Origin of the sequence: Herbaspirillum lusitanum P6-12, assembly GCF_000256565.1 — a bacterium.
In the GTDB taxonomy this organism is placed as follows: domain Bacteria; phylum Pseudomonadota; class Gammaproteobacteria; order Burkholderiales; family Burkholderiaceae_D; genus Herbaspirillum; species Herbaspirillum lusitanum.
The window spans coordinates 1-20,007 of sequence record NZ_AJHH01000433.1 but is presented as its reverse complement, the minus strand read 5'-3'; the positions used below and the strand labels follow the sequence as shown (position 1 = coordinate 20,007).

Sequence of the window (20,007 nt, the reverse complement as noted above, 5' to 3'; positions counted from 1 at the left end):
CGATGTTCAGAGCGGAAGCAGATGGCAGCTTGATCTGAACGCGATTGTCGGCTACTTCCATCAGGCGCTGCGGGATTTCCGTCACCGGAAGCACGAAATCGATCGCCCTGGTTTCGATGGCGTTCTGCGGCATGCCGTCGTATTCCGCATCTTTGGGATCTTGCGCGATGGTGATGCCGCCGGCTTCCTTGATGCGAGCGATGCCGACCGCGCCGTCGGAGCCGGTCCCGGACAAGATGATGCCGACGCTGCGTACCGTGTGCGTGTCAGCCAATGTGCGGAAAAACATGTCGATGGCGACCGCGCGTCCACGCGGCCGGACCATCGGTTCCACCACCAATTGGCCGTCGCGCATTAAAAGGCTTTTGGATGGGGGAATGACGTAGACATTATTGTTCTGGATGGTGATCGGTTCATTGACCTGTCGCACCGGCATTTTTGTACTCTTTTGCAAGAGCAGCGCAATGTTGCTTTCGTGTTTCGGGGACAGATGAAGAACGATGACAAACGCCATCCCGTTTGCCGCCGGCATATTCTCGAAAAGACGCAACAATGCATCCAGTCCGCCGGCGGATGCGCCAATGCCGACAATGGGAAACTGCAGCGAGGAGGGAGGAGTCAGGGTTTGTTCTAAATCATTCATTGCTAGCCTCGATGGGGACGACTTCATTTTTTTTAAACGTCGTCGGAGCGCCAAAGAGGCGATGACTTTGTCTTTTCATTATTTTATCGGATTCGGAGGGGACGTCTGGATAACAGCCCGTCCCGCAAGAAAAAGCGAAAGGCTTTTCACCCCGAAAATAGTCTTTTTCAAGAAAAATACTTGTAGGTCGAATGCTTAAACGATCGTCAGAAAAAGACGACAGGCAGATCCCGGCCGCCGGTGTATCTGCCATTCAGGCTGCCCGGGAAGATCCCGGCGTTTTCCGTTAGGTATTCGTCCTACATATCTCTGCGAATTTCGCTGCTGGCCGCTTGCCTTGTGACGCTCGACAATAGTCATTCCCGATATGGCGGAGGATGCCATGAATATTGACTGGTCCGAGCTCTTTCGTTTTAGCGTTCCGATTGAAGAGATCGTGGTGCGGGGGACCTTGATGTATGTCTTCCTGTTTGTTCTATTTCGCCTGGTTCTGCGACGCGATGTCGGCAACGTCGGCATCAGTGACTTTCTGCTCGTGGTCATCATCGCCGATGCCTCGCAAAACGGGATGAGCGGAGACGCCAACAGTGTGCCCGATGCCATGCTGCTTGTGCTTACCCTTACCTTCTGGAACTATGCCATCGATTTCGCCAGTTACTACTCCAGGCCATTGCGACGCCTGCTTGAACCAAGGCCGCTGGTGCTGATTCGGGATGGAAAGGCCCTTCGCCGCAACATGCGCAAGGAGTTCGTCACGATGGATGAGATCGAATCGAAGCTGCGGGAGAATGGCGTTACCCAGATCTCTCATGTCCGCGAAATGATCATGGAAGGCGACGGAGAAATAAGCGTCATCAAGAAGGATTGAAAAATGAACTCGTTCCTGCAAGTTGCGAACTATTTGCATGCCAATTCAATACGCCTGGCGACCGCGGAATCCTGTACGGCGGGTCTTGTGGCTTCCATGCTGGGAGCGATCGACGGTTGCGGAGATTGGCTGGAGTGCGGCTTCGTCACTTACTCCCCGGCCGCCAAGATCCGCGTGCTCGGCGTGAACCCGGCAACCATTGAACGATACGGACTCAGCAGCGAGGAAGTGGCGCGAGAAATGGCGGAAGGAGCGCTGAAGAAAAGTGGCGCTAACGTCGCCATTGCCAACACGGGAGTGGCGGGACCCGACGATGCTCCCGATGGAACCAAGGCCGGCACGGTCTGTTTTGCGTGGGGCCTGCAACGCGAAGATGGCGCGATTCGGATTCATTCGGAAACGAAACTGTTTGAGGGCGACAGGAATGCCGTACGGCACGCAGCCGCCACATACGCCATTGAAAATCTCCGGCGGCATTGTTGACCTGTGATAATCAACAATAAAGTCTGTAATTATCTGGGGGAGAAAAGCCGAATCAGGACTTATTCCGACATTTAGAAAAAGCGACTCAAAGTCTGTACGTTTTTTTGGGATCGATTTTCGAAGGCAATGATCTTTTCCTCCAACCGCTGAACTAGGCCCTGTATCGCGACTCTAGTCAGCTTCAGCAGTCCTTCAGGCCAGCGCAATCGACCACATACCGCGCATAAAATTTTCAACCCAGCTCCCTACGAGTATCGGTCGCGTCAACCCACGTCATCGCCGAGTCGTGCAGTGGACGACGTAGACGGGCAATAGTAGGCAGCGGGGTCATTGAGCACCGCCCGAAGAGCTTGATTCAGACCCGTATGCCAAATCTGACCGCTTATGTTTTTTTGTTTTCGCCTGCTGATCGGGATTTCTCTATTCCCCATACTGCGTGAGCAACGCCTTCTATCTTTGTCACAAACTTATCGACATTGAGGCCAGCAATGAATGCAAGTGCGTAAAAGCCGAGTTCGGTCGAGTTCTGCTTAGAGCTGGATTCCAATACTAGCAAGCCGGCTTTGAGGAACAAGAAACTGGCACCCCCAGAGAGGAAGCTGGCAAACGGCCGCAGAAAATACCATACGTGCCAGGTTGGATCCCAGGTTTGTCGCACGCACTTATTTACGTACACCGCCCGAATGCAATAGAGGGTTCCTCCGATCACGCCAATCAAGCCGCACGCGAGAGCCACTCGAATTGGCTCAAATGTTTCTGGAAGAAAATTCAAAAACAAGGCCGCGACAGCAACGATTGCTCCAACGGAGAGCGTAAGCAGGTAAAGGCTTACCAAGATACTGAGCTATAACTGAGTATATGTCTTGACCGCAAACATCCTCGACCTTAGCTTCGCTTAAAACTGTAGAGAATTCTCGACCAAGCGTAGTAAGGAAATCCGGATTCTCTGTGAACTCTGGCTGTCCTGATTGCATATATAGATATAGAAATCGTAAATAGTAGGGTAACCGCCGCTCCGTCCTGATGAAAACATGGACGCAGGTTGGCTGGCGCAGGTGCGCGGTCTGGACGTCGTAGTTCGAAAGTCCGCTTCTGGCCGATTGCGGACGTCCGCTAGCACCAAAACACAATCCACGCTAATCACCGTCAACTATCGAATGCCATCACTATCGATGGTTGGTAGCCTCCAAAGAGCCGGCCAAAATTTGTTTTTTGTGATTGTCTTTATCCGAAAGATTGGTTTGTCAAAGCACATATCTAACGATCATTTTTTGCGGCTGCTCTTTTGTTCATATCCTTTATCAAGCACATTCTTTATAAGAGGTCGATTCTTGCGTACTGCAAGCGCGCACATGTAGTAATTGATATTGACCTGCGCGTCTCGCAGTCGAATCGCTTTCGTCCCCGGTATGGCCGTGTATTCGATCTCCGCCACGAATCCTATGCCAAGGCCTTCGGCAATGGCATGCATGATGGCTTCACGGCTGTTGAGTTCCATAACGCAATTGATCCGGATGTCTTGTTTGCTACATGCCTGTTCCAGCAACTCGCGCGTTTTGGAGCCGGATTCCCGCATGATGATCGCTTCATGCTGAATCTGTTTCAGAGGTACAGAAGCCTTGTTCGCCCAGGCGTGGTCGTCTCTCACTACGGCAACGATCGGGTAGGTGCGATAGGGAATCACATACAAGCGTTTGTCCGGGTCTACGTACGCCAATATCGCAATGTCGATCGTAAAATCATAAAGCCGGGACAGCGTCTCCTTTTCCGAATTGATCGAAATCGCGAATTCGATGCCTGGATGTCTGTGCATCAGATCGTAAGTCAGATTCATCACCACCGGCGGAGAAACCGCGCCGATGCGCAACAACCCGGTTTTTTGAGAATGCAGACTTTGCAGTAACTGAACGGCCTCATCTTCCTGGCCAAAAATTCCTTCTGTAATTTCATACAAACGTTGGCCGGCATCAGTCAGTTCGACGTGGCGACCGCTGCGGTACAGCAACTCCACGGCGAATCGGTCTTCCAATGCCTTGACCTGTTCGCTGATGGTCGGCTGGCCGATTTGCAAATACGTCGCAGCAGCAGTAAAGCTGCGTGTCTTTGCGACCGCGTGAAACGACCGTATCCATTTGTGGTACTGGTACATAAAGTCTCCCCAAGAACACGTTCTCCTCTCTATCCATCAGCTCGCCACTGGCCCGATCGGTGAATTATTTCCGGTTCTTCTTTTGCCTGCCAGAGCACTGTGATAGCCGCCTGATTGCAACAGGCGCTGCTACCTTACTTCAGCGCTGCGATGCAGGCAATAACAATAAGTGGCGTTTCTCGCATTATCGGTCCAGCCGATAGAAGCAGCGAAACAATCGATTTGCCCACCATCGCCGCCACGCTGACAATTGCTCCAAACAAAACGGATGACCACAAAAAGGAGACACGCATGACGCAGCGATTCTTTAATCCTGTCGCAACCCATTTCGGCCCCGGAAGCCTTGCGGAATTACCAACCATCGTTGACGGCGCCAGGGTGGTAGTGGTGGCTTTCCCCGAAGCACGCGCTTTGGGACTGATTCAGGAAATCGAGCAGTTGCTGGGGGATCAACTGGCATACGTCATCGAGGACGTGAGCCCGAATCCCGATGTCGCGCTCCTGGCCGGCATGTATGACCGCTTCTGGCAAAATGATGAGGCATGCGATACCGTCGTGGCGCTGGGCGGCGGCAGTGCAATCGATACCGCCAAGGCCCTGATCGTCGGAACCCAAAGTGGGCGCTTCGAAGAATTGCTGGCTTTGCTTGCGGACGGTAAGCCATTTACGCCGTATCGGGTGAAGACGCTCATCGCCATCCCGACCACGGCCGGCACCGGCAGTGAAGTCACTCCCTGGGCCACCATCTGGGATGCGGAGAAGCAGAAAAAATACTCACTGCACCTGGATTGCACCTGGCCCAGGGCCGCGATTGTCGATCCTGATCTGATGCTGAGCCTGCCGCGCCACGTCACCATCTCGACCGGACTAGATGCCTTGTCGCATGCCCTGGAATCGATCTGGAACGTCAACGCCAATCCAGTCTCCGATGCTTTTGCCATCTCGGCAATCAACGACATCATGACTTGCCTGCCTTTGCTGGCAAAAGATCTGAACAACAAAGCCCTGCGCTCTTCCATGGCGCTGGCGGCGATGAAGGCCGGGCTGGCATTTTCCAATACAAAAACTGCGCTGGCGCATTCGATCTCTTACGAGATGACCTTGCGTCACGGCCTGCCGCATGGAATCGCCTGCTCGTTCACGTTGCCGCTGGTGCTGAAGATGGCCTGGGGCGAAACGCCCGAGCGGGATGCGGTATTGCAAAAAGTCTTCAACAGTGACTGCCAAACAGCTGTCGCTCGCTTGCGAAATTTCCTGCATCAGCTGGATGTGAAGACCGAGTTTTCCGACTACGGCGTCTCATCGCCGGAAGCGCTGGAAATGGTGCAAGGCGCGATGCAGGGCGCACGCGGGAAAAATTTCATCGGCGCAAAAAGCATCGCTGCCTTGCCTTGAGTATCAGCGCGCGCCAATCGTCTCTGCGCTGACGATCTTTGCATCACGGCGCCTCCGGTCCATCCCGGTGACCGAATCAACACCATTGCCTGATGTGCAAGAGCAAGAAGAAATTCTGGCGCAAAAAGAATCAGCAATTTTTCAAATCAAGTCATGTTCACTCTTTCAGGTTGGAGGCCTGGAACCGGCAGGATCTTAGCGTCTGAATAATTTATACAAATAAAAAATACCCTTTTCCAACTAAGCAGGAGGGAGGTTGCCGGGCGTAACTCGGCTATCCTCTAAAAAGGAGACATGCAATGAGTTATGTACATACGTCGTCAACTGCGTTCGTGGCAGGCACTACGAGCTTTCGCCGCGCCCAATGGCGCATGCTGTTCGCTGCGATGCTCTGCTATCTGTTCTTTTATACCGGCAGACAGACCTTTGGTTTTGCGATTCCCGGTATCCAGAAAGAGTTTGGGCTCTCGAAGGAAATGCTGGGCTGGGTCTCAAGCGCCATGCTGTGGTCCTATGCCATCGGCCAGGCCATCAATGGCAATCTGGCGGACAAATACGGCGGCCGGCGGATCATGAGTCTGGGCGCAGTTCTTTCCTGCTTCGCCAATTGGGTGGTCAGTTTTTCCAGCGGTTTCGTGACCCTGGTTTTTCCATGGGCCGTGAACGGCTACTTCCAGGCACTCGGTTGGGCGCCGGGCAGCCGCCTGTTGGCGAATTGGTGGGGTATCGGTGAACGCGGAAAGGTCTATGGCTTCTACGTCTTTGCCGCAGGTTGCGCCTCGGTACTGTCCTACGTCACATCGATTGCCGTACTTGATGTCTTCCATCTCGACTGGCGCTGGATCTTCCGCATCCCGGTCTTGCTGATGCTGGCCGGCGGCATATTCTTTTATCTGGTGGCGCGCGAACGGCCGGAAGACATGGGCTTCAAGCCGCTGGATACCGGCGTCGCCGATGCAGTGGACAAGGCGCATGCCGTCCAGGACGATCAGACCGAATCATCCTGGAGCCGCTACAAGGCGGTGTTGAAAAACTGGCGCCTGGACATCGCGGCTCTTTCTCTCGGCTTTCAGAATGCAGCGCGATACGGCCTGATCGTCTGGGTACCGGTGCATTTCTTTGGATCGAACTGGGCCAAGTCGCCGGACGCATTCATCAATCCCAAGTGGATCAGCATCGCGCTTCCCGTCGGGATGGCGATTGGGGCGCTGAGCAACGGCTGGATCTCGGATAAATTGTTCGGCTCAAAGCGGTACAAGGCGATCATGCTCTACATGGTGCTGGGTGCGATTACGACCATGTGGATGTTCACGATTCCAGGTAACTCCCTCATCGGTGTCGTCGCCCTGTTTCTCTGCGGTTTCTTTGTGTATGGTCCGGCATCATCATTCTGGGCTCTGTGTCCTGATCTGGTCGGCTCGCGTCGTGCGGGTACTGCGACGGGCATCATGAATTTTTCCTCGTATCTGTTTGCCGGCCTCGGCGAACCGCTCATCGGGCGGATGCTGGATACGTCCGGAGACACGTCGCTTGTCTTTCCGATTGTCGCGGTGAGCTGTGCAATCAGCGCGGTGGTTGCCTTTTTCATCAAACGCTGACTATACAAGCCGGCACCCGCCGCCGGCTTTTTTTCAAAACCCAAGAGGATCGGCTCATTGCGGGCGCGATGACGTCACTGTGCGCTATCGACGGCAGCATATATATGCCGCCACGGCTGATCCTCGTCTGATTACTTCCAAAACCGAAAGGATGATGTATGTCGACCACTCAAAACCTGCAAGTCAATGGACGCAGCTATCCATGGATGAAGAAACCTGTCGTTGTAGTCTGCGTCGACGGCTGTGAACAGGAATACATCAATCAGGCCATTCAGGCCGGTGTCACGCCGTTCCTGAAAAAAATGGCTCAGCAGGGAACAGTATTGACCGGCGATTGCGTAGTGCCGAGTTTCACCAATCCGAACAATCTGTCGATCGTCACGGGCGTACCGCCTTCCGTTCACGGTATCTGCGGCAACTATTTTCTGGATCGCGAAGCGAATCAGGAAGTGATGATGAACGACGCCAAATATCTGCGCGCCGGGACCATCTTTGCCGCTTTCTCCGATGCCGGCGCCAAGGTGGCCGTGATCACCGCCAAGGACAAGTTGCGCGGCCTGCTAGGCAACAAGATGCGCGGGATTTGCTTTTCTGCAGAAAAAGCGGATCAGGCCACGCTGGAGAGTAATGGTGTGGAGAATCTGCTGGAGTTGACAGGCATGCCGCTGCCGTCCGTGTACAGCGCCGAATTGTCGGAGTTCGTATTTGCCGCCGGCGTCAAGCTGCTGGAGACGCAGCGCCCCGACATCATGTACCTCTCCACGACGGATTACATCCAGCATAAATTTGCTCCCGGTACACCGGGCGCCAATGCCTTCTACGCAATGATGGATCACTACCTGACCCAACTCGACGCACTGGGCGCCGTGATCGGCCTGACTGCCGATCATGGCATGAATGCCAAGACCGACAGCGCCGGCACGCCCAACGTCATCTACCTGCAGGATGCATTGGATACCAAGGTCGGGGTCGGAAAAACGCGCGTGATCTTGCCGATTACCGATCCCTATGTCGTGCATCACGGCGCTCTGGGTTCTTACGCCACCGTGTATCTGAGCGAGGGTGTTGCGCTGCCTGACGTGGCGCGCAAGATCGCTGCGATCGCCGGCGTCGAGTTGGTGCTGACGCGCGCTGAAGCGGCCGAGCGCTTCGAGTTGCCGGAAGACCGCATCGGTGATCTGGTCGTCGTCAGCGAGCGTCTGACGGTAATCGGCACCGCCACCACCCGCCATGATTTATCCGAGCTGCATCTGCCCTTACGTTCGCACGGCGGTATCTCCGAACAGCGGGTGCCGCTGATGTTCAATCGCAAACTGGCCGAAATTCCATCGGATCACCGTTTGCGCAATTTCGATGTGTTCTATCTGGCGATGCGCGCCGCAGCTTGATGCAGGCAAAGAGTGCGGCTGGTGAATAAATAATCAATCAGGAGATGACATGTCGATGTTAACGGAATTGAGCAAACTCAAAGATGGACTACCTTTGCATCAAAAGATGCGCATAGGCGGGAAGCTGGTCGGTAGTGATCGCGTGATCGAAGTACGCAACCCCTACAACGGCAAATTGGTCGGTACGATTCCGAAAGCGACCGTCGGTGATATTCGGGACGCTTTCCGTATCGGGTGCCAGTTCAAATCGAGCTTGACGCGTTTCGAGCGCTCAAAAATCATGCTGCGTGCGTCCGAGCTTTTACGAGCCAACACCGACGCCATTTCCGACCTGATTACCGCCGAATCCGGGTTGTGTAAAAAGGACTCGCTCTATGAAGTGGGTCGTGCCTGCGACGTCTTCGTATTTGCGGCCAATCAGACGCTGGTGGACGACGGCCAGGTATTTTCGTGTGACCTGACCCCGCATGGCAAGCAGCGCAAAGTCTACACAATGAAGGAGCCGTTGCTGGGTGCCATTTCTGCCATTACACCGTTCAACCATCCATTGAACCAGGTTGCACATAAGGTGGCGCCGTCCATCGCAACAAACAACCGCATGGTGCTGAAGCCGACCGAGAAGACCCCCTTTTCTGCACTACTGCTGGCCGATATCCTGTACGAGGCCGGCTTGCCGCCGGAGATGTTTTCCGTCGTGACGGGGGACCCCAAGGAAATCGCCGATGAAATGCTGACTAACGCCGACGTCGATCTGGTCACCTTCACCGGCGGCGTGCCGATCGGAAAATACATTGCCGGCAAGGCCGTCTACAAACGGCAGGTGCTTGAACTGGGCGGCAACGACCCTATCATCGTCATGGAAGATGCGGATATAGAAGAAGCTGCCACGCTGGCGGTATCCGGTTCCTACAAAAATTCCGGTCAACGCTGTACGGCCATCAAACGTATGATCGTGCATCAGGCGGTCGCAGATGAATTCGTGGACAAGCTTGTCGCTAAAACACGGGCGATAAAGTTCGGCAATCCCATGGACGCAGGTAATGATATGGGAACCGTGATCGATGAACGTGCTGCGATGGAATTTGAGGCCAAGGTGAAGGATGCCGAACGTTGCGGCGCCAAACTCTTGTACGGCAATGTGCGAGACGGCGCGCTGTATTCGCCGACGGTGTTGGATCATGTTCCTGCCGATTGCAAACTGGTCGCACAAGAGACGTTCGGCCCGGTGTCGCCGGTCATACGTTGCACCGATATCGCGGATGCAATCCGAATTTCCAATTCGACTCCCTATGGCTTGTCATCTTCGGTATGCACCAATCGAATGGACTACATCACCCGTTTCGTCCGCGAGCTGGAAGTAGGCAGCGTCAATGTACGGGAGGTGCCCGGCTACCGTCTGGAGCTGACACCATTCGGCGGAATCAAGGATTCAGGATTGGGTTACAAGGAAGGCGTGCTGGAGGCGATGAAGAGTTTTAGCAATACCAAGACTTATTCGGTGCCTTGGCTGTAAAAGCGTGCCCCCTCTCTGGGGGCATTCTTTCATTTTCTTATCCAGTCTTGCTTGCTTCAGAGCGATTGTAGAACCCTGATGGCACCAAATGCCAATTATTAAGAGCTATCGAGAATGCGCCACTATCCATAGTCGGCATTGGCGCATTTTTCGCTGGCCTTTTAATTGTTCAACGACTGCTTCCGGCCGATAGCAGACCTCGGGAAGTATGATCATTGATGTTTCAAAGCAAAAAGCCACCTGTTGAGGTGGCTTTTGCTTTTTGGGCGTTTGTCTAGTGAGCAACCTATTGATATGGTATCAAACCATTTTTACAGACTTTGCGATTCCAGACAGACTTTATTCTCCGAATACAGACTTTATTGTTAATTATCACTGTTGATAATGAACAATAAAGTCTGTATTTTTTGTGCAGTGAATCTCGCGCAAAATCTACCTCTAATTTTTAGCAAATAAATTTTAAAGTCTGTAAGGGTATTGCCGAAAATTTTTAATCGTATTTTCAAGTCGATTTAATCGATCAATAGGGGGGGGGCTTAGACGAATTTTTAGGTTATGTTGATTTGCTCGCAGAATTGACCCTCTCCAATTGATCCACCTTCCAGCGTCTGGCGAAGGCTGCGACTCGATCATACGATCCCTCATAGCCCAACGCTCGCAGCTCCAAATGGAGCTGTTTTAACGTACGACGTTGTTTGCGTGACTTGGCCGCTTCGGTTTTTAACCAGGCCGAGAGTTTTATTGTGTACTTATCCAGAGAGCTCCTGGGACGCCTGTCTGCATAGGCTGGCTCAATGGTTTCCGCGCGAATGTACCGTCTGACGGTGTTTCGTGAAATGCCTAAACGCCTGGCGATCTCTCGCAATGGGACCTGGTCACGAAGGTGCCAGCGTCGAATAATGCCTAGTAATGCCACGTCGATCACTCCGATCTCCTGCTTATGGTCATAAGCAGAATTGTGTTCTAAACGTGGGTCAATTCTCGGTGCAAATTATGCGGCTATGTGGGTCAATTTTCGATGCAAAACAACAATAGTCCAATTTTGCGGTCCGAGAAGCTCCTTTGCTGTCTCGCTGATTGGTGATTTTCGTTACAGTCGTGCTCCGATAATGTTGAAAAAGCCACCTTTAAGGTGGCTTTTGTCATTCGCAAAAGTCTGTTGAAGACTGTATTTTCCATACAGTATTAGGACTCTCGACAGACTTTACTGAACTCGACGGACTTTATTTCCGAATTACAGACTTTATTGTTAATTATCACTGTCACCAACTGGTGTCGCGCTCCGCCGTCGACGAAATCTTGTGGATCGACAGATCGGCGCCTTCGAATTCCTGTTCCGGATCGAGGCGGATGCCGATGGCTTTCTTGAGCAGGCCGTAGACGATCCAGCCGCCGATGACGGCGATGCCGATGCCGAGCAGCGAGCCGCATAATTGCGCCATGAAGGACACGCCGCCGAGGCCGCCCAGCGCTTTCGTGCCGAAGATGCCGGCCGCCAGTCCACCCCAGGCGCCGCACAGGCCGTGCAGCGGCCAGACGCCGAGCACGTCGTCGATCTTCCATTTGTTTTGCGTGCGGGTGAACATCCACACGAAGATCGCGCCGGCGATGCCGCCGGTGACCAGTGCGCCTAGCGGATGCATCAGGTCGGAACCGGCGCATACCGCCACCAGTCCCGCCAGCGGACCGTTGTAGACGAAGCCGGGATCGTTCTTGCCCATCACCAGCGCCACCAGCGTGCCGCCGGCCATCGCCATGAGCGAGTTGAGCGCAACCAGGCCGTTCATCTTGTCGAGGGTTTGCGCGCTCATCACGTTGAAACCGAACCAGCCGACCGTCAGGATCCATGCGCCCAGCGCGAGGAAGGGAATGTTCGACGGCGGATGCGCGGCGATCGCCCCTTCGCGCGTGTAGCGGCCACGGCGCGCACCCAGCAACAGCACCGCAGGCAGCGCGATCCAGCCGCCGACCGCATGCACGACGATGGAGCCGGCGAAGTCGTGGAACTCGGCGCCGAATACGTCCTTGAGCCAGGCTTGCACGCCGAAGTGCTGGTTCCAGGCGATGCCTTCGAAGAACGGATACACCAGGCCGACCAGCACCGCCGTGGCAATCAGTTGCGGATGGAATTTGGAGCGCTCGGCGATGCCGCCGGAGATGATCGCCGGGATGGCGGCCGCGAAGGTCAGCAGGAAGAAGAACTTCACCAGTTCAAAGCCGCTGCGGGCCGACAGGACTTCGGCGCCGCTGAAAAAGCTGACGCCGTAGGCGACGTAATAACCGACGAAAAAATAAGCGATGGTCGATACCGCGAAGTCGGCCAGGATCTTGACCAGCGCATTGACCTGATTCTTGCGCCGCACCGTGCCTAGTTCGAGGAACGCAAAGCCGGCATGCATCGCCAGAATCATGATTGCGCCGAGCAAAACGAAAAGCGCATCGGCACCATTTTTGTGATCGTCCACGGAAAAATCTCCCAATAATTGTGCAAAAATATTTTAAAAGCACTCTATTAAGCAAAATTCATTCCATTTCGGTGCAAACTATTAAGCGCCTGAATTTAAAAGGGATTTTTTCGAGGTTTTGGAAACCATTTGAAAATTGCACGTAAATCGTGCGAAATGGTGCGTCTGCCTGGTGCGCGGCAAAGACGAGCAGTTTGCGCTGATGTTGGCGTCCTGCTGGATTTGCGGGGAGGGCGTGGACGTAATTCAGGGTTTGCGTGGAGCAACATCGAGAATCCGAACACGAGTGGACTTGGGGCTGCACAGGCCAGCATTTGTTCATGGAACGGTCACATTGCATTGCTACATTGCAATTTTCCATGTCATCAGCCAAGGAGTCCGCCATGTCCGACGATGCAGCGTCATCCTCTTCGCCGTCTTCCCCCTCATTGCCTTCGTCCCCGTCATCACCTTTGTCTCCGTCCTCCCGTCGCGATTTTCTGTGTGATGCGGCGCTCGGCGCCGGCACACTGTTGACCGCGGGTTCGTTGACGCCCGCACCGATCGCGCGGCGCGCATGGTGGTGGAGTATTCGGTCCACGAGAATTTCAAGAACGCTGTCACCATGGTCGGTCCTGCGGCGCTGGTGCGCAACGATTACACCGCGCGCGTGGATCTGCGCGGTTTGCCGGTGTCGCAGCGGTTGTATTACCGCCTGCGCTTCCAGGACCTGCAGCATGAGTCGGCATGGAGTGCGCCGGTGACCGGCAGCCTGATCATTCCCGGCGGCGGTGAACGCGACATCAGCTTCGCGTTTTCCGGCGACGAGGCCGGGCAGGGGTGGGGCATCAACGAAGCCTGGGGCGGCTATCGCGTGTATGAAACCATGCGCCGCTTCAAGCCGGACTTCTTCATCCATTCGGGCGACCAGATTTATGCCGACGGGCCGATCCAGGCCGAAGTGAAGCTCGATGACGGCAGCATCTGGCGCAATCTGGTGACGCCGGCCAAGTCCAAAGTCGCGCAGACGCTCGACGACTATCGCGGCAACTTCGCCTACAACCTGATGGACGTCAACAAGAAGCGCTTCATGGCCGAGGTGCCGTTCCTGGTGCAATGGGATGACCACGAAGTGCGCAACAACTGGTATCCGGGCCAGGTGATCGGCGCAGCGGAGAAGCGCTATCAGGAGCGCGAGCTGGATGTGCTCAGACAGCGTGCACGGCAGGCGATGTTCGAGTACAACCCGTTCCGCATCGACGTCGCCGATCCTGAGCGCATCTATCGTTCCTTCAACTACGGACCCTTGCTGGAAGTGTTCATGCTCGACGAGCGCAGCTATCGCGGCGCCAATTCGCCGAATCGCCAGCCGCTGCAAGGACCGGATGCGGCTTTCCTCGGGGCGGCGCAAATGCGCTGGATCAAGCAGGCGTTGCTGCGCTCACGCTCGACATGGAAAGTGATCGCCAGCGACATGCCGATTTCCATCGTCGTGCCCGATCTGAATGCGGATGTGCCGCAGGGCACGTTCGAGGCGTGGGCCAATGCCGACAACGGCAAGCCGTCCGGGCGCGAGCTGGAAGTCGCAGAGCTGCTGCGCTTCATCAAGCGCCACAACATCAGGAACGTGGTGTGGGTGACGGCCGACGTGCACTACGCGTCGGCGACTTACTACATGCCGGAGAAGGCGCAGTTCACCGACTTCAAACCGTTCTGGGAATTTGTCGGCGGGCCGCTGCATGCCGGCACTTTCGGTCCCGGCGAGATCGACCGCACGTTCGGGCCGGACGTGCGCTATGTGGGCATTCCCGCCGACATGAAACAGAATCGCTCGCCGGCGGATCTGTATCAATTCTTCGGCATAGCCAAGATCGACGCCAGGACCAAGGTCATGACGGTGTCTTTGCACAATGTCGAGGGAAGCAAATTGTATGGCGTGGAGATCGCGCCGGAGGCGTGAGCGGATGACGTGATCAGCGTCAGCGGCGGTCCGCGTCAGGGGCGGCGTTAGCGTTAACGTCAGCGACCAGGGCCGGACAGTTTCTGCGTGATCAGCTTGCAGGTTGACAGCAGTGGATCGATCAACGCCTGCTGCAATTGAGCCGGCTTGCGGAACAGCGGAATGCTGACGCTGATGCAGGCGACCGGGGTGCCTTCGGCGCCGAAGATGGGCGCGCCGACGCAGAAGATCTGGGCTTCGTTCTCTTCGCGGTCTTCGGTGTAGCCGCGCTGCTGCGCCACGGCGAGTTCGGCGCGCAGGACATCGAGGTCGGTGATGGTGTGTTCCGTGAACTTCTGCATTCTGACAGAGCGCAGCAGGCGGTTGCGGGTGGCCTCGTCAAGCGCCGCCAGATAAGCCTTGCCGACCGAACTGGAATACAGCGTTACGCGCGTGCCGACGCGCGAGGTCATGCGCACGGCTTGCGGGCTTTCCAGCTTCTCGATGTAGACCATGCCATTGTCGCTGGGTACGGCCAGGTGGACGGTTTCGCGCGTGGTGTCGCGCAACTGCTGGAGGGCGTCGATGGCGGCGGTACGCACGTCCGAACGCGACCACGATTTGCTGGCGAGATTGATCAGGCGCGGGCCGAGTTCGAAATGGCGCGTGCGCGGATTTTCCACCACCATGCCTTCGGCCGTCAGCGCCGCCAGGATGCGATAGACGGTCGGACGCGGATAGCCGCTCAGGGCGCTGAGCCGGGCAATCGACAGCGGCTCGTCCTGGTCTGCGATCAGCTGCAGCACGACCATGAACTTGGAGAACGCAGCGGTGCCGGCGATCTTCGGATTGTCTTCGGCGGCGGTGTCGGATGACAGCATGGGCGGCATGGGCGTCGGTTATAAAGCGGGGGATAAAAGAACCCGGGGGATGGCCGGAACAGCAGAGGGGCATTATAGCCGAGGGTTTTCCCGGCGCCGCCGATAGAACTGCAGCAGTGGCGGCGCCGGGAAGCTAATACGTTACTGCAGGATCAGGACACCAGGTAGCCGCCGTCGACCGGCACCACGGCGCCGGTCATGAACGAGGCTGCCGGCGTGCACAGGAAAGCCGCGACATTGCCGATGTCTTCCGGCGTGCCCCAGCGATTGAGCGGCGTGCGTTGGAGGATCGGGCCGGAACGCGCAGGATCTTCCTGCAGCGCCTTGGTCAATGGCGTCGCAATCCAGCCCGGCGCCACCGCGTTGACGCGGATGCCATCCGCAGCGTAAGCGATCGCCAGCGACTTGGTCAGTTGCGCCACGCCGCCCTTGCTGGAACTGTAGGCCGGCACCAGGCCGCCGCCGAAGAAGCTCAGCATCGACGCCAGGTTGACGATGCAGCCCTTGCTCTCCTTCAGCAGCGCACGCGCAGCCGAACAGATACGCATGGTGCCGGTCAGGTTGACGGCGATGACCTGCTCGAAGACCTCGACCTCATGCTCGGCGCCGCGCTTGATGATGCCGGCGCAGTTGATCACGATGTCGAGTTGCTGGATGCCGGCGAACAGATTCCTGACGCTGTCTTCCGACGCCACGTTGAGTTCGGCCAGCGTGACGCCGGTGCCGCTGAACTCTTCCGTGGCGAACGGCGGCAAGCCTGCCGCGATGACCTTGGCGCCCATGGCGGCGAGCTGGCGCGCCACCGCGCCGCCGATGCCTTGGGTCCCGCCGGTGACCAGCGCGGTTTTACCCTGGAACAGGTTGGGAGTGAATGTCATGTGCTTTCCTTCAGGTCGAAAATAAAATTACGCCGCTACCCGGTCGCCTTCGATCGGCTTGTTCACCACGAACATGTACACCAGCGCGGCAGCGAACGCGACTGCGGCGCTGATCAGCAGGGCGTTGACGAACGAGTGGGTCTTGTCGACCACGATGCCGGTGATGAGCGGAGCCAGCGAGCCGCCGAGGTAGCCGCCAAAGTTTTGCAGGCTGCCCAGCGAGGCCACCAGACGGCGTGGAATCGCCACGCTGACCAGCGCCCATGCACCGCCGCTTGCCATGTTCACGAATGCCATCGCCAGCGAGATGTAGACGATCGCCATCGTTGTACTTGGCGTGTAGGCGGCAGGAATGGTGAATGCGCCCGCACCGATCAGGCCGGCGCAGATCGGCCACTTGCGGCTGCGGATCGGCGCCATGCCGCGCTTCATCAAACCGTCGGCGATGTAGCCGGAAGACAACATGCCCAGCGTGCCGAAGATGTACGGGATCACCACCACCCAGCCGGTGCGCGCGATGCTCAGGTGACGTTCATGTTCCAGGTAGGCAGGCAACCATGTCAGGTACAGCCACACCATGTAGATCACGCCCATGAAGCCGAACAGCATGCCCCAGGTAGTGCGGTATTTGAACAGGCCTTTCCACTCGTGCCAGGTCAGCTTGGCGTTGGCGTTCGGATCGTTGTCGGTGCCGTCGGCCAGGTAGAGCATTTCGGAGGGCGTCAGTTCGACTTCATTGCGGTTGCGATAGAAAATGTACCAGCCCACTGCGACGGCGATACCGGCGATACCCATGATGACGAACATCATGCGCCAGCCGAACGACAGCATCAGCACGGTCAGGATCGGCGGCGCGAGGGCCGGGCCGATGGTCGACGAGGCGACGAAGATGCCGGTCGGGCCGCCGCGTTCGCGCACGGCGAACCATTCGGAAACCACCTTGGCGCCGGCCGGGAACTGCGGCGCTTCACCGAGGCCGAGGAACACGCGCGCCACCAGGAACTGATGCAGCGAACCGACGAAGCCGCCGGCCAGCTGCGCCACCGACCATACCATCATGCCGGCGCCGAGCATCACGCGCGCGCCGAACTTGTCGAGCATCGCGCCGATCGGCAATTGCGAGAAGGCGTAAGCGAGGGAAAATGCGGACAGCAGCAGGCCCATTTCCGATGCGCTCAATCCCAGTTCCTGGCTGACGGAATGGTTGGCGATGGACAGCGTGCTGCGGTCGAGGTAGTTGACGATGCCGGCAAGCATCAGGAACGTCAGTGCGACCCACTGAATGCGTTTGAGCTTGCTGCTCTTTTGGACTTCCATGTTGTCTCCAATGTGAATATGAAGCGCGGCAGGTGTGCTGCAAAAAATTCACCTGCCTGCGCCGTCTCTGCGGTGCTTGTTGCAGTTTGATAAAACATCCGACGGCTTGTGGCTGCCGGATGGGTATTGCTAATAAGTCGCGCGTCCTCCGGACAAATCAAAGACTGCACCGGTGTTGAACGTGCACGAACCGGAACACAGCCACGCCACCATCTCGGCGACTTCCTCGACATGGCCGAGACGGCCCATCGGGCTCTTGGCGATCATGGTGGCGACGTGCGCCGGACTCATCTGTTCCAGCAGCGTGGTCTTCACCGCCGCCGGGGCCAGTGCGTTGACGAGGATGCCGGCGTTGGCCAGTTCCTTGCCGAGCGACTTAGTCAGCGCCAGCACGCCGGCTTTCGAGGCGCTGTAGGCGGAGGCGTTGGGCGTGCCTTCCTTGCCGGCCAGCGAGGCGATGTTGACGATGCGGCCCTGGCCGGCGGCGCGCATGGCAGGCACCACCGAACGGCAAGTGTGGAACACGCCCATCAGGTTGACGTTGACGATGCGGTGCCACTCCGCGACGTCGTACTCGTCCAGCGGCACGGTCGAACCGGCAAAGCCGGCGTTGTTGATCAGGAAATCGATATGCCCGCGCGAGGCCAGCAGGCGTTGCGTGGCGGCGTCCACCGAAGCGGCGCTGGTGACATCGACGGTGTCCTGTCCGTACGGCGAGTCGGCGACCGGTGCGAGGTCCCAGCACACCACTTCGGCGCCGGCCTGCGCCAGGCGCGCACTGATGGCTGCGCCGATGCCGCCGGAGCCGCCGGTGACAATTGCGACGGCCCCCTGGAAGTTGTAATCGGCTTGTACGTAGCTCATGGATTTGCTCACGTCTTCAACGCACGAACTGCTGTACGAAATCGGCGCCCAGGCCGACCTTCTCGTAATGCGCCTTGCACATCTCGAGCTTGGTGAAGACGTCTTCATAGCCTTCGAACTTGCCGAACGGATCGCAGTAGTACATCACGCCGGTGATGTGGAAATAGGTGATCATTTCTTCCACGTCTTCCGGTACGTACAGGGTGTGGGTTTCGCCGGGCGGCTCGAACACGTAGCTGCCTTGCTCGGCGATCCAGTTGTGTTCCAGATAGCGCCAGCGGCCCTTGAGCACCATGCCATGCACGGGAGCCGGATGACGATGGCGGCTCAGCACGCCGGACTTGCGCACGCGCAGCAGGTTGGTCCAGTAGCCTTGCGAGACGTTCAGGCACAGCGGACGGAACCAGACGTTCTCGGCTTGCGGCACCCAGACTTTTTCGTCGTCGGGAATGGCGGAGTTGACCACGATTTCCAGTGGCGCTTCCTTTGGATTCGGGTATTGGTAGGGCATCATTTTCGATGCTTCCGGCGTGGTGGGTTGCATGCCTATTCTCCTCAGGTTTCAGTAACGGTATGAGTGGCGACTACGGCCTTTTATTATTTTATAGTCCAATATATGGACATGTAGTCTGTAATGTGGTCACTTTGAAGCAATCTGAAAAGTATGTCAAGTCATCCGCCCGCGCCGGCACCGGTCCGTATGCGAGTCAGGGGCCGTCGCACGGCCTTGCACGCTGAGAGGTGAATTGGTCAGACCATTCAGCGCAACGAGCGCGGATTGTGCGCCTTAAGCCGTGCGATGAAAAGGGAGATGAAAAAAAATCCGCGAGTGCGCGGATTTTTTCATGTCGTCAGCTCGCGGTCAGCAAGCTTCGATTTGTGGGGCGGCGATGATCAGTGATCGTCCCATGTCACTTCCTCAAAAGCGTGCACGAGAAAGTCGATGGTGGCGCGCACCTTGGCCGGCAGATGCGTGCGGCTCGGGTAGACCGCATAGATGCCCAGTTCAACGGCGGTGTAGTCGGGCATCACGCGCACCAGTTTGCCGCTGCGGATGTGGTCGTTGAGCATGAAGGTCGGCTGGCGCGTGATGCCGATCCCGGCCAGTGCGGCGGCCACGCAGGTGTCGCCGTTGTTGGCGTGCATGCGCACGTTGGTCTTGACGCTGACGGGGCCGTCCGGACCGTCGAAATGCCATTCATCCTTGTCGGCCGAATAGCTGTAGCCGAGCACCATGTGGTCCTTGAGATCTTCCGGATGCAGCGGCGTGCCGTGGCGTTCCAGATACTCGGGCGAGGCGCACACGACAATGCGCGTCGAGGCCAGCTTGCGATAGATCAAGGAAGAACTCGGCAGGCGCGCGATGCGGATCGCCATGTCGTAGCCTTCTTCGATGATGTCGACGATGCGGTCCGACAGCGTGATGTCGAGCTTGATGCCGGGATAGCGTTGCAGCAGGCAGGGCCAGACCTTGACCAGGTGCAGCACGCCGAAGGTCTGCGGCACGTTGATGCGCAGCAGGCCGGCCGGATCGGTGTTGCCGGCGGTGAGCATCTGGTCGGCGTCTTCCAGCGCGGAGACGATCTGCTTGCAGCGATCCAGGTACAGCACGCCGGCTTCGGTGAGCGAAAGCCGGCGCGGATGTTA

Annotated in this window: 17 protein-coding genes and 2 pseudogenes; 7 read left to right on the top strand and 12 right to left on the bottom strand. The window is 57.0% G+C overall.

Features of this window, described 5'->3' with window-relative positions:
• Positions 1–670: chemotaxis protein CheB (locus tag HLUSI_RS0113895; RefSeq protein ID WP_238534001.1), on the bottom strand; the 670-nt coding region annotated here is incomplete at its 3' end.
• Positions 636–896, bottom strand: coding sequence for a hypothetical protein (locus HLUSI_RS32710; RefSeq protein WP_157137862.1), 261 nt, complete (start codon positions 894–896; stop codon positions 636–638). The genes HLUSI_RS32710 and HLUSI_RS0113895, both read right to left, overlap by 35 nt.
• Before the next feature lie 129 nt (positions 897–1,025).
• On the opposite strand from HLUSI_RS32710, the gene HLUSI_RS0113890 reads away from it, so the two are divergent.
• Together HLUSI_RS0113890 and HLUSI_RS0113885 are read left to right on the top strand one after the other, a co-directional pair.
• Complete coding sequence (locus HLUSI_RS0113890; protein ID WP_029363511.1) at positions 1,026–1,511, top strand: DUF421 domain-containing protein; 486 nt, start codon at positions 1,026–1,028, stop codon at positions 1,509–1,511.
• Positions 1,512–1,514: 3 nt separating this feature from the next.
• Positions 1,515–1,994, top strand: a complete 480-nt coding sequence (locus HLUSI_RS0113885) for a CinA family protein (RefSeq protein WP_016834540.1) — start codon at positions 1,515–1,517, stop codon at positions 1,992–1,994.
• Between the two features lie 382 nt (positions 1,995–2,376).
• Here the strand turns inward: HLUSI_RS0113885 and HLUSI_RS0113880 are convergent, their stop codons facing one another.
• Both HLUSI_RS0113880 and HLUSI_RS0113875 read right to left on the bottom strand, forming a co-directional pair.
• On the bottom strand, positions 2,377–2,829 hold the full coding sequence (locus HLUSI_RS0113880) for a hypothetical protein (protein WP_016834539.1): 453 nt from the start codon (positions 2,827–2,829) through the stop codon (positions 2,377–2,379).
• Positions 2,830–3,258: 429 nt separating this feature from the next.
• Positions 3,259–4,143, bottom strand: a complete 885-nt coding sequence (locus tag HLUSI_RS0113875) for a LysR substrate-binding domain-containing protein (RefSeq protein WP_016834538.1) — start codon at positions 4,141–4,143, stop codon at positions 3,259–3,261.
• Between the two features lie 291 nt (positions 4,144–4,434).
• Here HLUSI_RS0113875 and psrA point away from each other — a divergent pair, with 291 nt between their 5' ends.
• The 4 genes from psrA to phnY all read left to right on the top strand — a co-directional run bounded on the left by psrA (position 4,435) and on the right by phnY (position 10,037).
• Positions 4,435–5,538 (top strand): iron-containing alcohol dehydrogenase PsrA, encoded by a 1,104-nt coding sequence (gene psrA / locus HLUSI_RS0113870; protein WP_029363510.1) that lies wholly within the window; start codon positions 4,435–4,437, stop codon positions 5,536–5,538.
• A gap of 299 nt (positions 5,539–5,837) precedes the next feature.
• Positions 5,838–7,136 carry an MFS transporter gene (locus HLUSI_RS0113865; RefSeq protein WP_040503498.1) on the top strand — a complete coding sequence of 433 codons (1,299 nt, stop codon included), beginning with the start codon at positions 5,838–5,840 and terminating at the stop codon, positions 7,134–7,136.
• 158 nt (positions 7,137–7,294) lie between these two features.
• Positions 7,295–8,524, top strand: a complete 1,230-nt coding sequence (gene phnA, locus HLUSI_RS0113860; protein ID WP_016834535.1) for a phosphonoacetate hydrolase — start codon at positions 7,295–7,297, stop codon at positions 8,522–8,524.
• A gap of 55 nt (positions 8,525–8,579) precedes the next feature.
• Entirely contained in the window at positions 8,580–10,037 is a 1,458-nt protein-coding gene (gene phnY / locus HLUSI_RS0113855; RefSeq protein ID WP_414086854.1) for a phosphonoacetaldehyde dehydrogenase, read from the top strand.
• A gap of 556 nt (positions 10,038–10,593) precedes the next feature.
• On the opposite strand, the pseudogene HLUSI_RS31655 reads toward phnY, so the two are convergent.
• A pseudogene (locus tag HLUSI_RS31655) lies at positions 10,594–10,962 on the bottom strand (helix-turn-helix domain-containing protein); the annotation flags it as partial.
• 337 nt (positions 10,963–11,299) lie between these two features.
• Positions 11,300–12,502 (bottom strand): ammonium transporter, encoded by a 1,203-nt coding sequence (locus HLUSI_RS0113850; RefSeq protein ID WP_029363507.1) that lies wholly within the window; start codon positions 12,500–12,502, stop codon positions 11,300–11,302.
• 523 nt (positions 12,503–13,025) lie between these two features.
• Between HLUSI_RS0113850 and HLUSI_RS28685 the strand changes: the two are divergent.
• Positions 13,026–14,441 (top strand): annotated as a pseudogene (locus tag HLUSI_RS28685) (alkaline phosphatase D family protein); the annotation flags it as partial.
• Between the two features lie 59 nt (positions 14,442–14,500).
• Here the strand turns inward: HLUSI_RS28685 and HLUSI_RS0113835 are convergent.
• The 6 genes from HLUSI_RS0113835 to HLUSI_RS28680 all read right to left on the bottom strand — a co-directional run bounded on the left by HLUSI_RS0113835 (position 14,501) and on the right by HLUSI_RS28680 (position 19,971).
• Positions 14,501–15,301 carry an IclR family transcriptional regulator gene (locus HLUSI_RS0113835; protein WP_016834531.1) on the bottom strand — a complete coding sequence of 267 codons (801 nt, stop codon included), beginning with the start codon at positions 15,299–15,301 and terminating at the stop codon, positions 14,501–14,503.
• 152 nt (positions 15,302–15,453) lie between these two features.
• The gene (locus HLUSI_RS0113830) at positions 15,454–16,179 is read right to left on the bottom strand and encodes an SDR family NAD(P)-dependent oxidoreductase (RefSeq protein WP_016834530.1); all 726 of its coding nucleotides are present in this window, start codon (positions 16,177–16,179) and stop codon (positions 15,454–15,456) included.
• 27 nt (positions 16,180–16,206) lie between these two features.
• On the bottom strand, positions 16,207–17,496 hold the full coding sequence (locus HLUSI_RS0113825; RefSeq protein ID WP_016834529.1) for an MFS transporter: 1,290 nt from the start codon (positions 17,494–17,496) through the stop codon (positions 16,207–16,209).
• Positions 17,497–17,625: 129 nt separating this feature from the next.
• Positions 17,626–18,360, bottom strand: coding sequence for an SDR family NAD(P)-dependent oxidoreductase (locus HLUSI_RS0113820; protein WP_016834528.1), 735 nt, complete (start codon positions 18,358–18,360; stop codon positions 17,626–17,628).
• A gap of 16 nt (positions 18,361–18,376) precedes the next feature.
• A complete protein-coding gene (locus tag HLUSI_RS0113815) occupies positions 18,377–18,904 on the bottom strand; it encodes a 2,4'-dihydroxyacetophenone dioxygenase family protein (RefSeq protein ID WP_016834527.1) in 528 nt (175 codons plus the stop codon).
• 350 nt (positions 18,905–19,254) lie between these two features.
• Positions 19,255–19,971 (bottom strand): substrate binding domain-containing protein, encoded by a 717-nt coding sequence (locus HLUSI_RS28680; protein WP_016834526.1) that lies wholly within the window; start codon positions 19,969–19,971, stop codon positions 19,255–19,257.
• Positions 19,972–20,007: the final 36 nt, after the last annotated feature.

Coding starts and splice junctions, on each gene's coding strand:
- HLUSI_RS0113825 (WP_016834529.1), bottom strand. CDS start 17,496: ATGGAAGTCCAAAAGAGCAGCAAGCTCAAACGCATTCAGTGGGTCGCA.
- HLUSI_RS0113815 (WP_016834527.1), bottom strand. CDS start 18,904: ATGCAACCCACCACGCCGGAAGCATCGAAAATGATGCCCTACCAATAC.
- HLUSI_RS0113820 (WP_016834528.1), bottom strand. CDS start 18,360: ATGAGCTACGTACAAGCCGATTACAACTTCCAGGGGGCCGTCGCAATT.
- HLUSI_RS0113865 (WP_040503498.1), top strand. CDS start 5,838: ATGAGTTATGTACATACGTCGTCAACTGCGTTCGTGGCAGGCACTACG.
- HLUSI_RS0113875 (WP_016834538.1), bottom strand. CDS start 4,143: ATGTACCAGTACCACAAATGGATACGGTCGTTTCACGCGGTCGCAAAG.
- HLUSI_RS0113890 (WP_029363511.1), top strand. CDS start 1,026: ATGAATATTGACTGGTCCGAGCTCTTTCGTTTTAGCGTTCCGATTGAA.
- psrA (WP_029363510.1), top strand. CDS start 4,435: ATGACGCAGCGATTCTTTAATCCTGTCGCAACCCATTTCGGCCCCGGA.
- HLUSI_RS0113835 (WP_016834531.1), bottom strand. CDS start 15,301: ATGCTGTCATCCGACACCGCCGCCGAAGACAATCCGAAGATCGCCGGC.
- HLUSI_RS32710 (WP_157137862.1), bottom strand. CDS start 896: ATGGCAGATACACCGGCGGCCGGGATCTGCCTGTCGTCTTTTTCTGAC.
- HLUSI_RS0113830 (WP_016834530.1), bottom strand. CDS start 16,179: ATGACATTCACTCCCAACCTGTTCCAGGGTAAAACCGCGCTGGTCACC.
- HLUSI_RS0113885 (WP_016834540.1), top strand. CDS start 1,515: ATGAACTCGTTCCTGCAAGTTGCGAACTATTTGCATGCCAATTCAATA.
- phnA (WP_016834535.1), top strand. CDS start 7,295: ATGTCGACCACTCAAAACCTGCAAGTCAATGGACGCAGCTATCCATGG.
- phnY (WP_414086854.1), top strand. CDS start 8,580: ATGTTAACGGAATTGAGCAAACTCAAAGATGGACTACCTTTGCATCAA.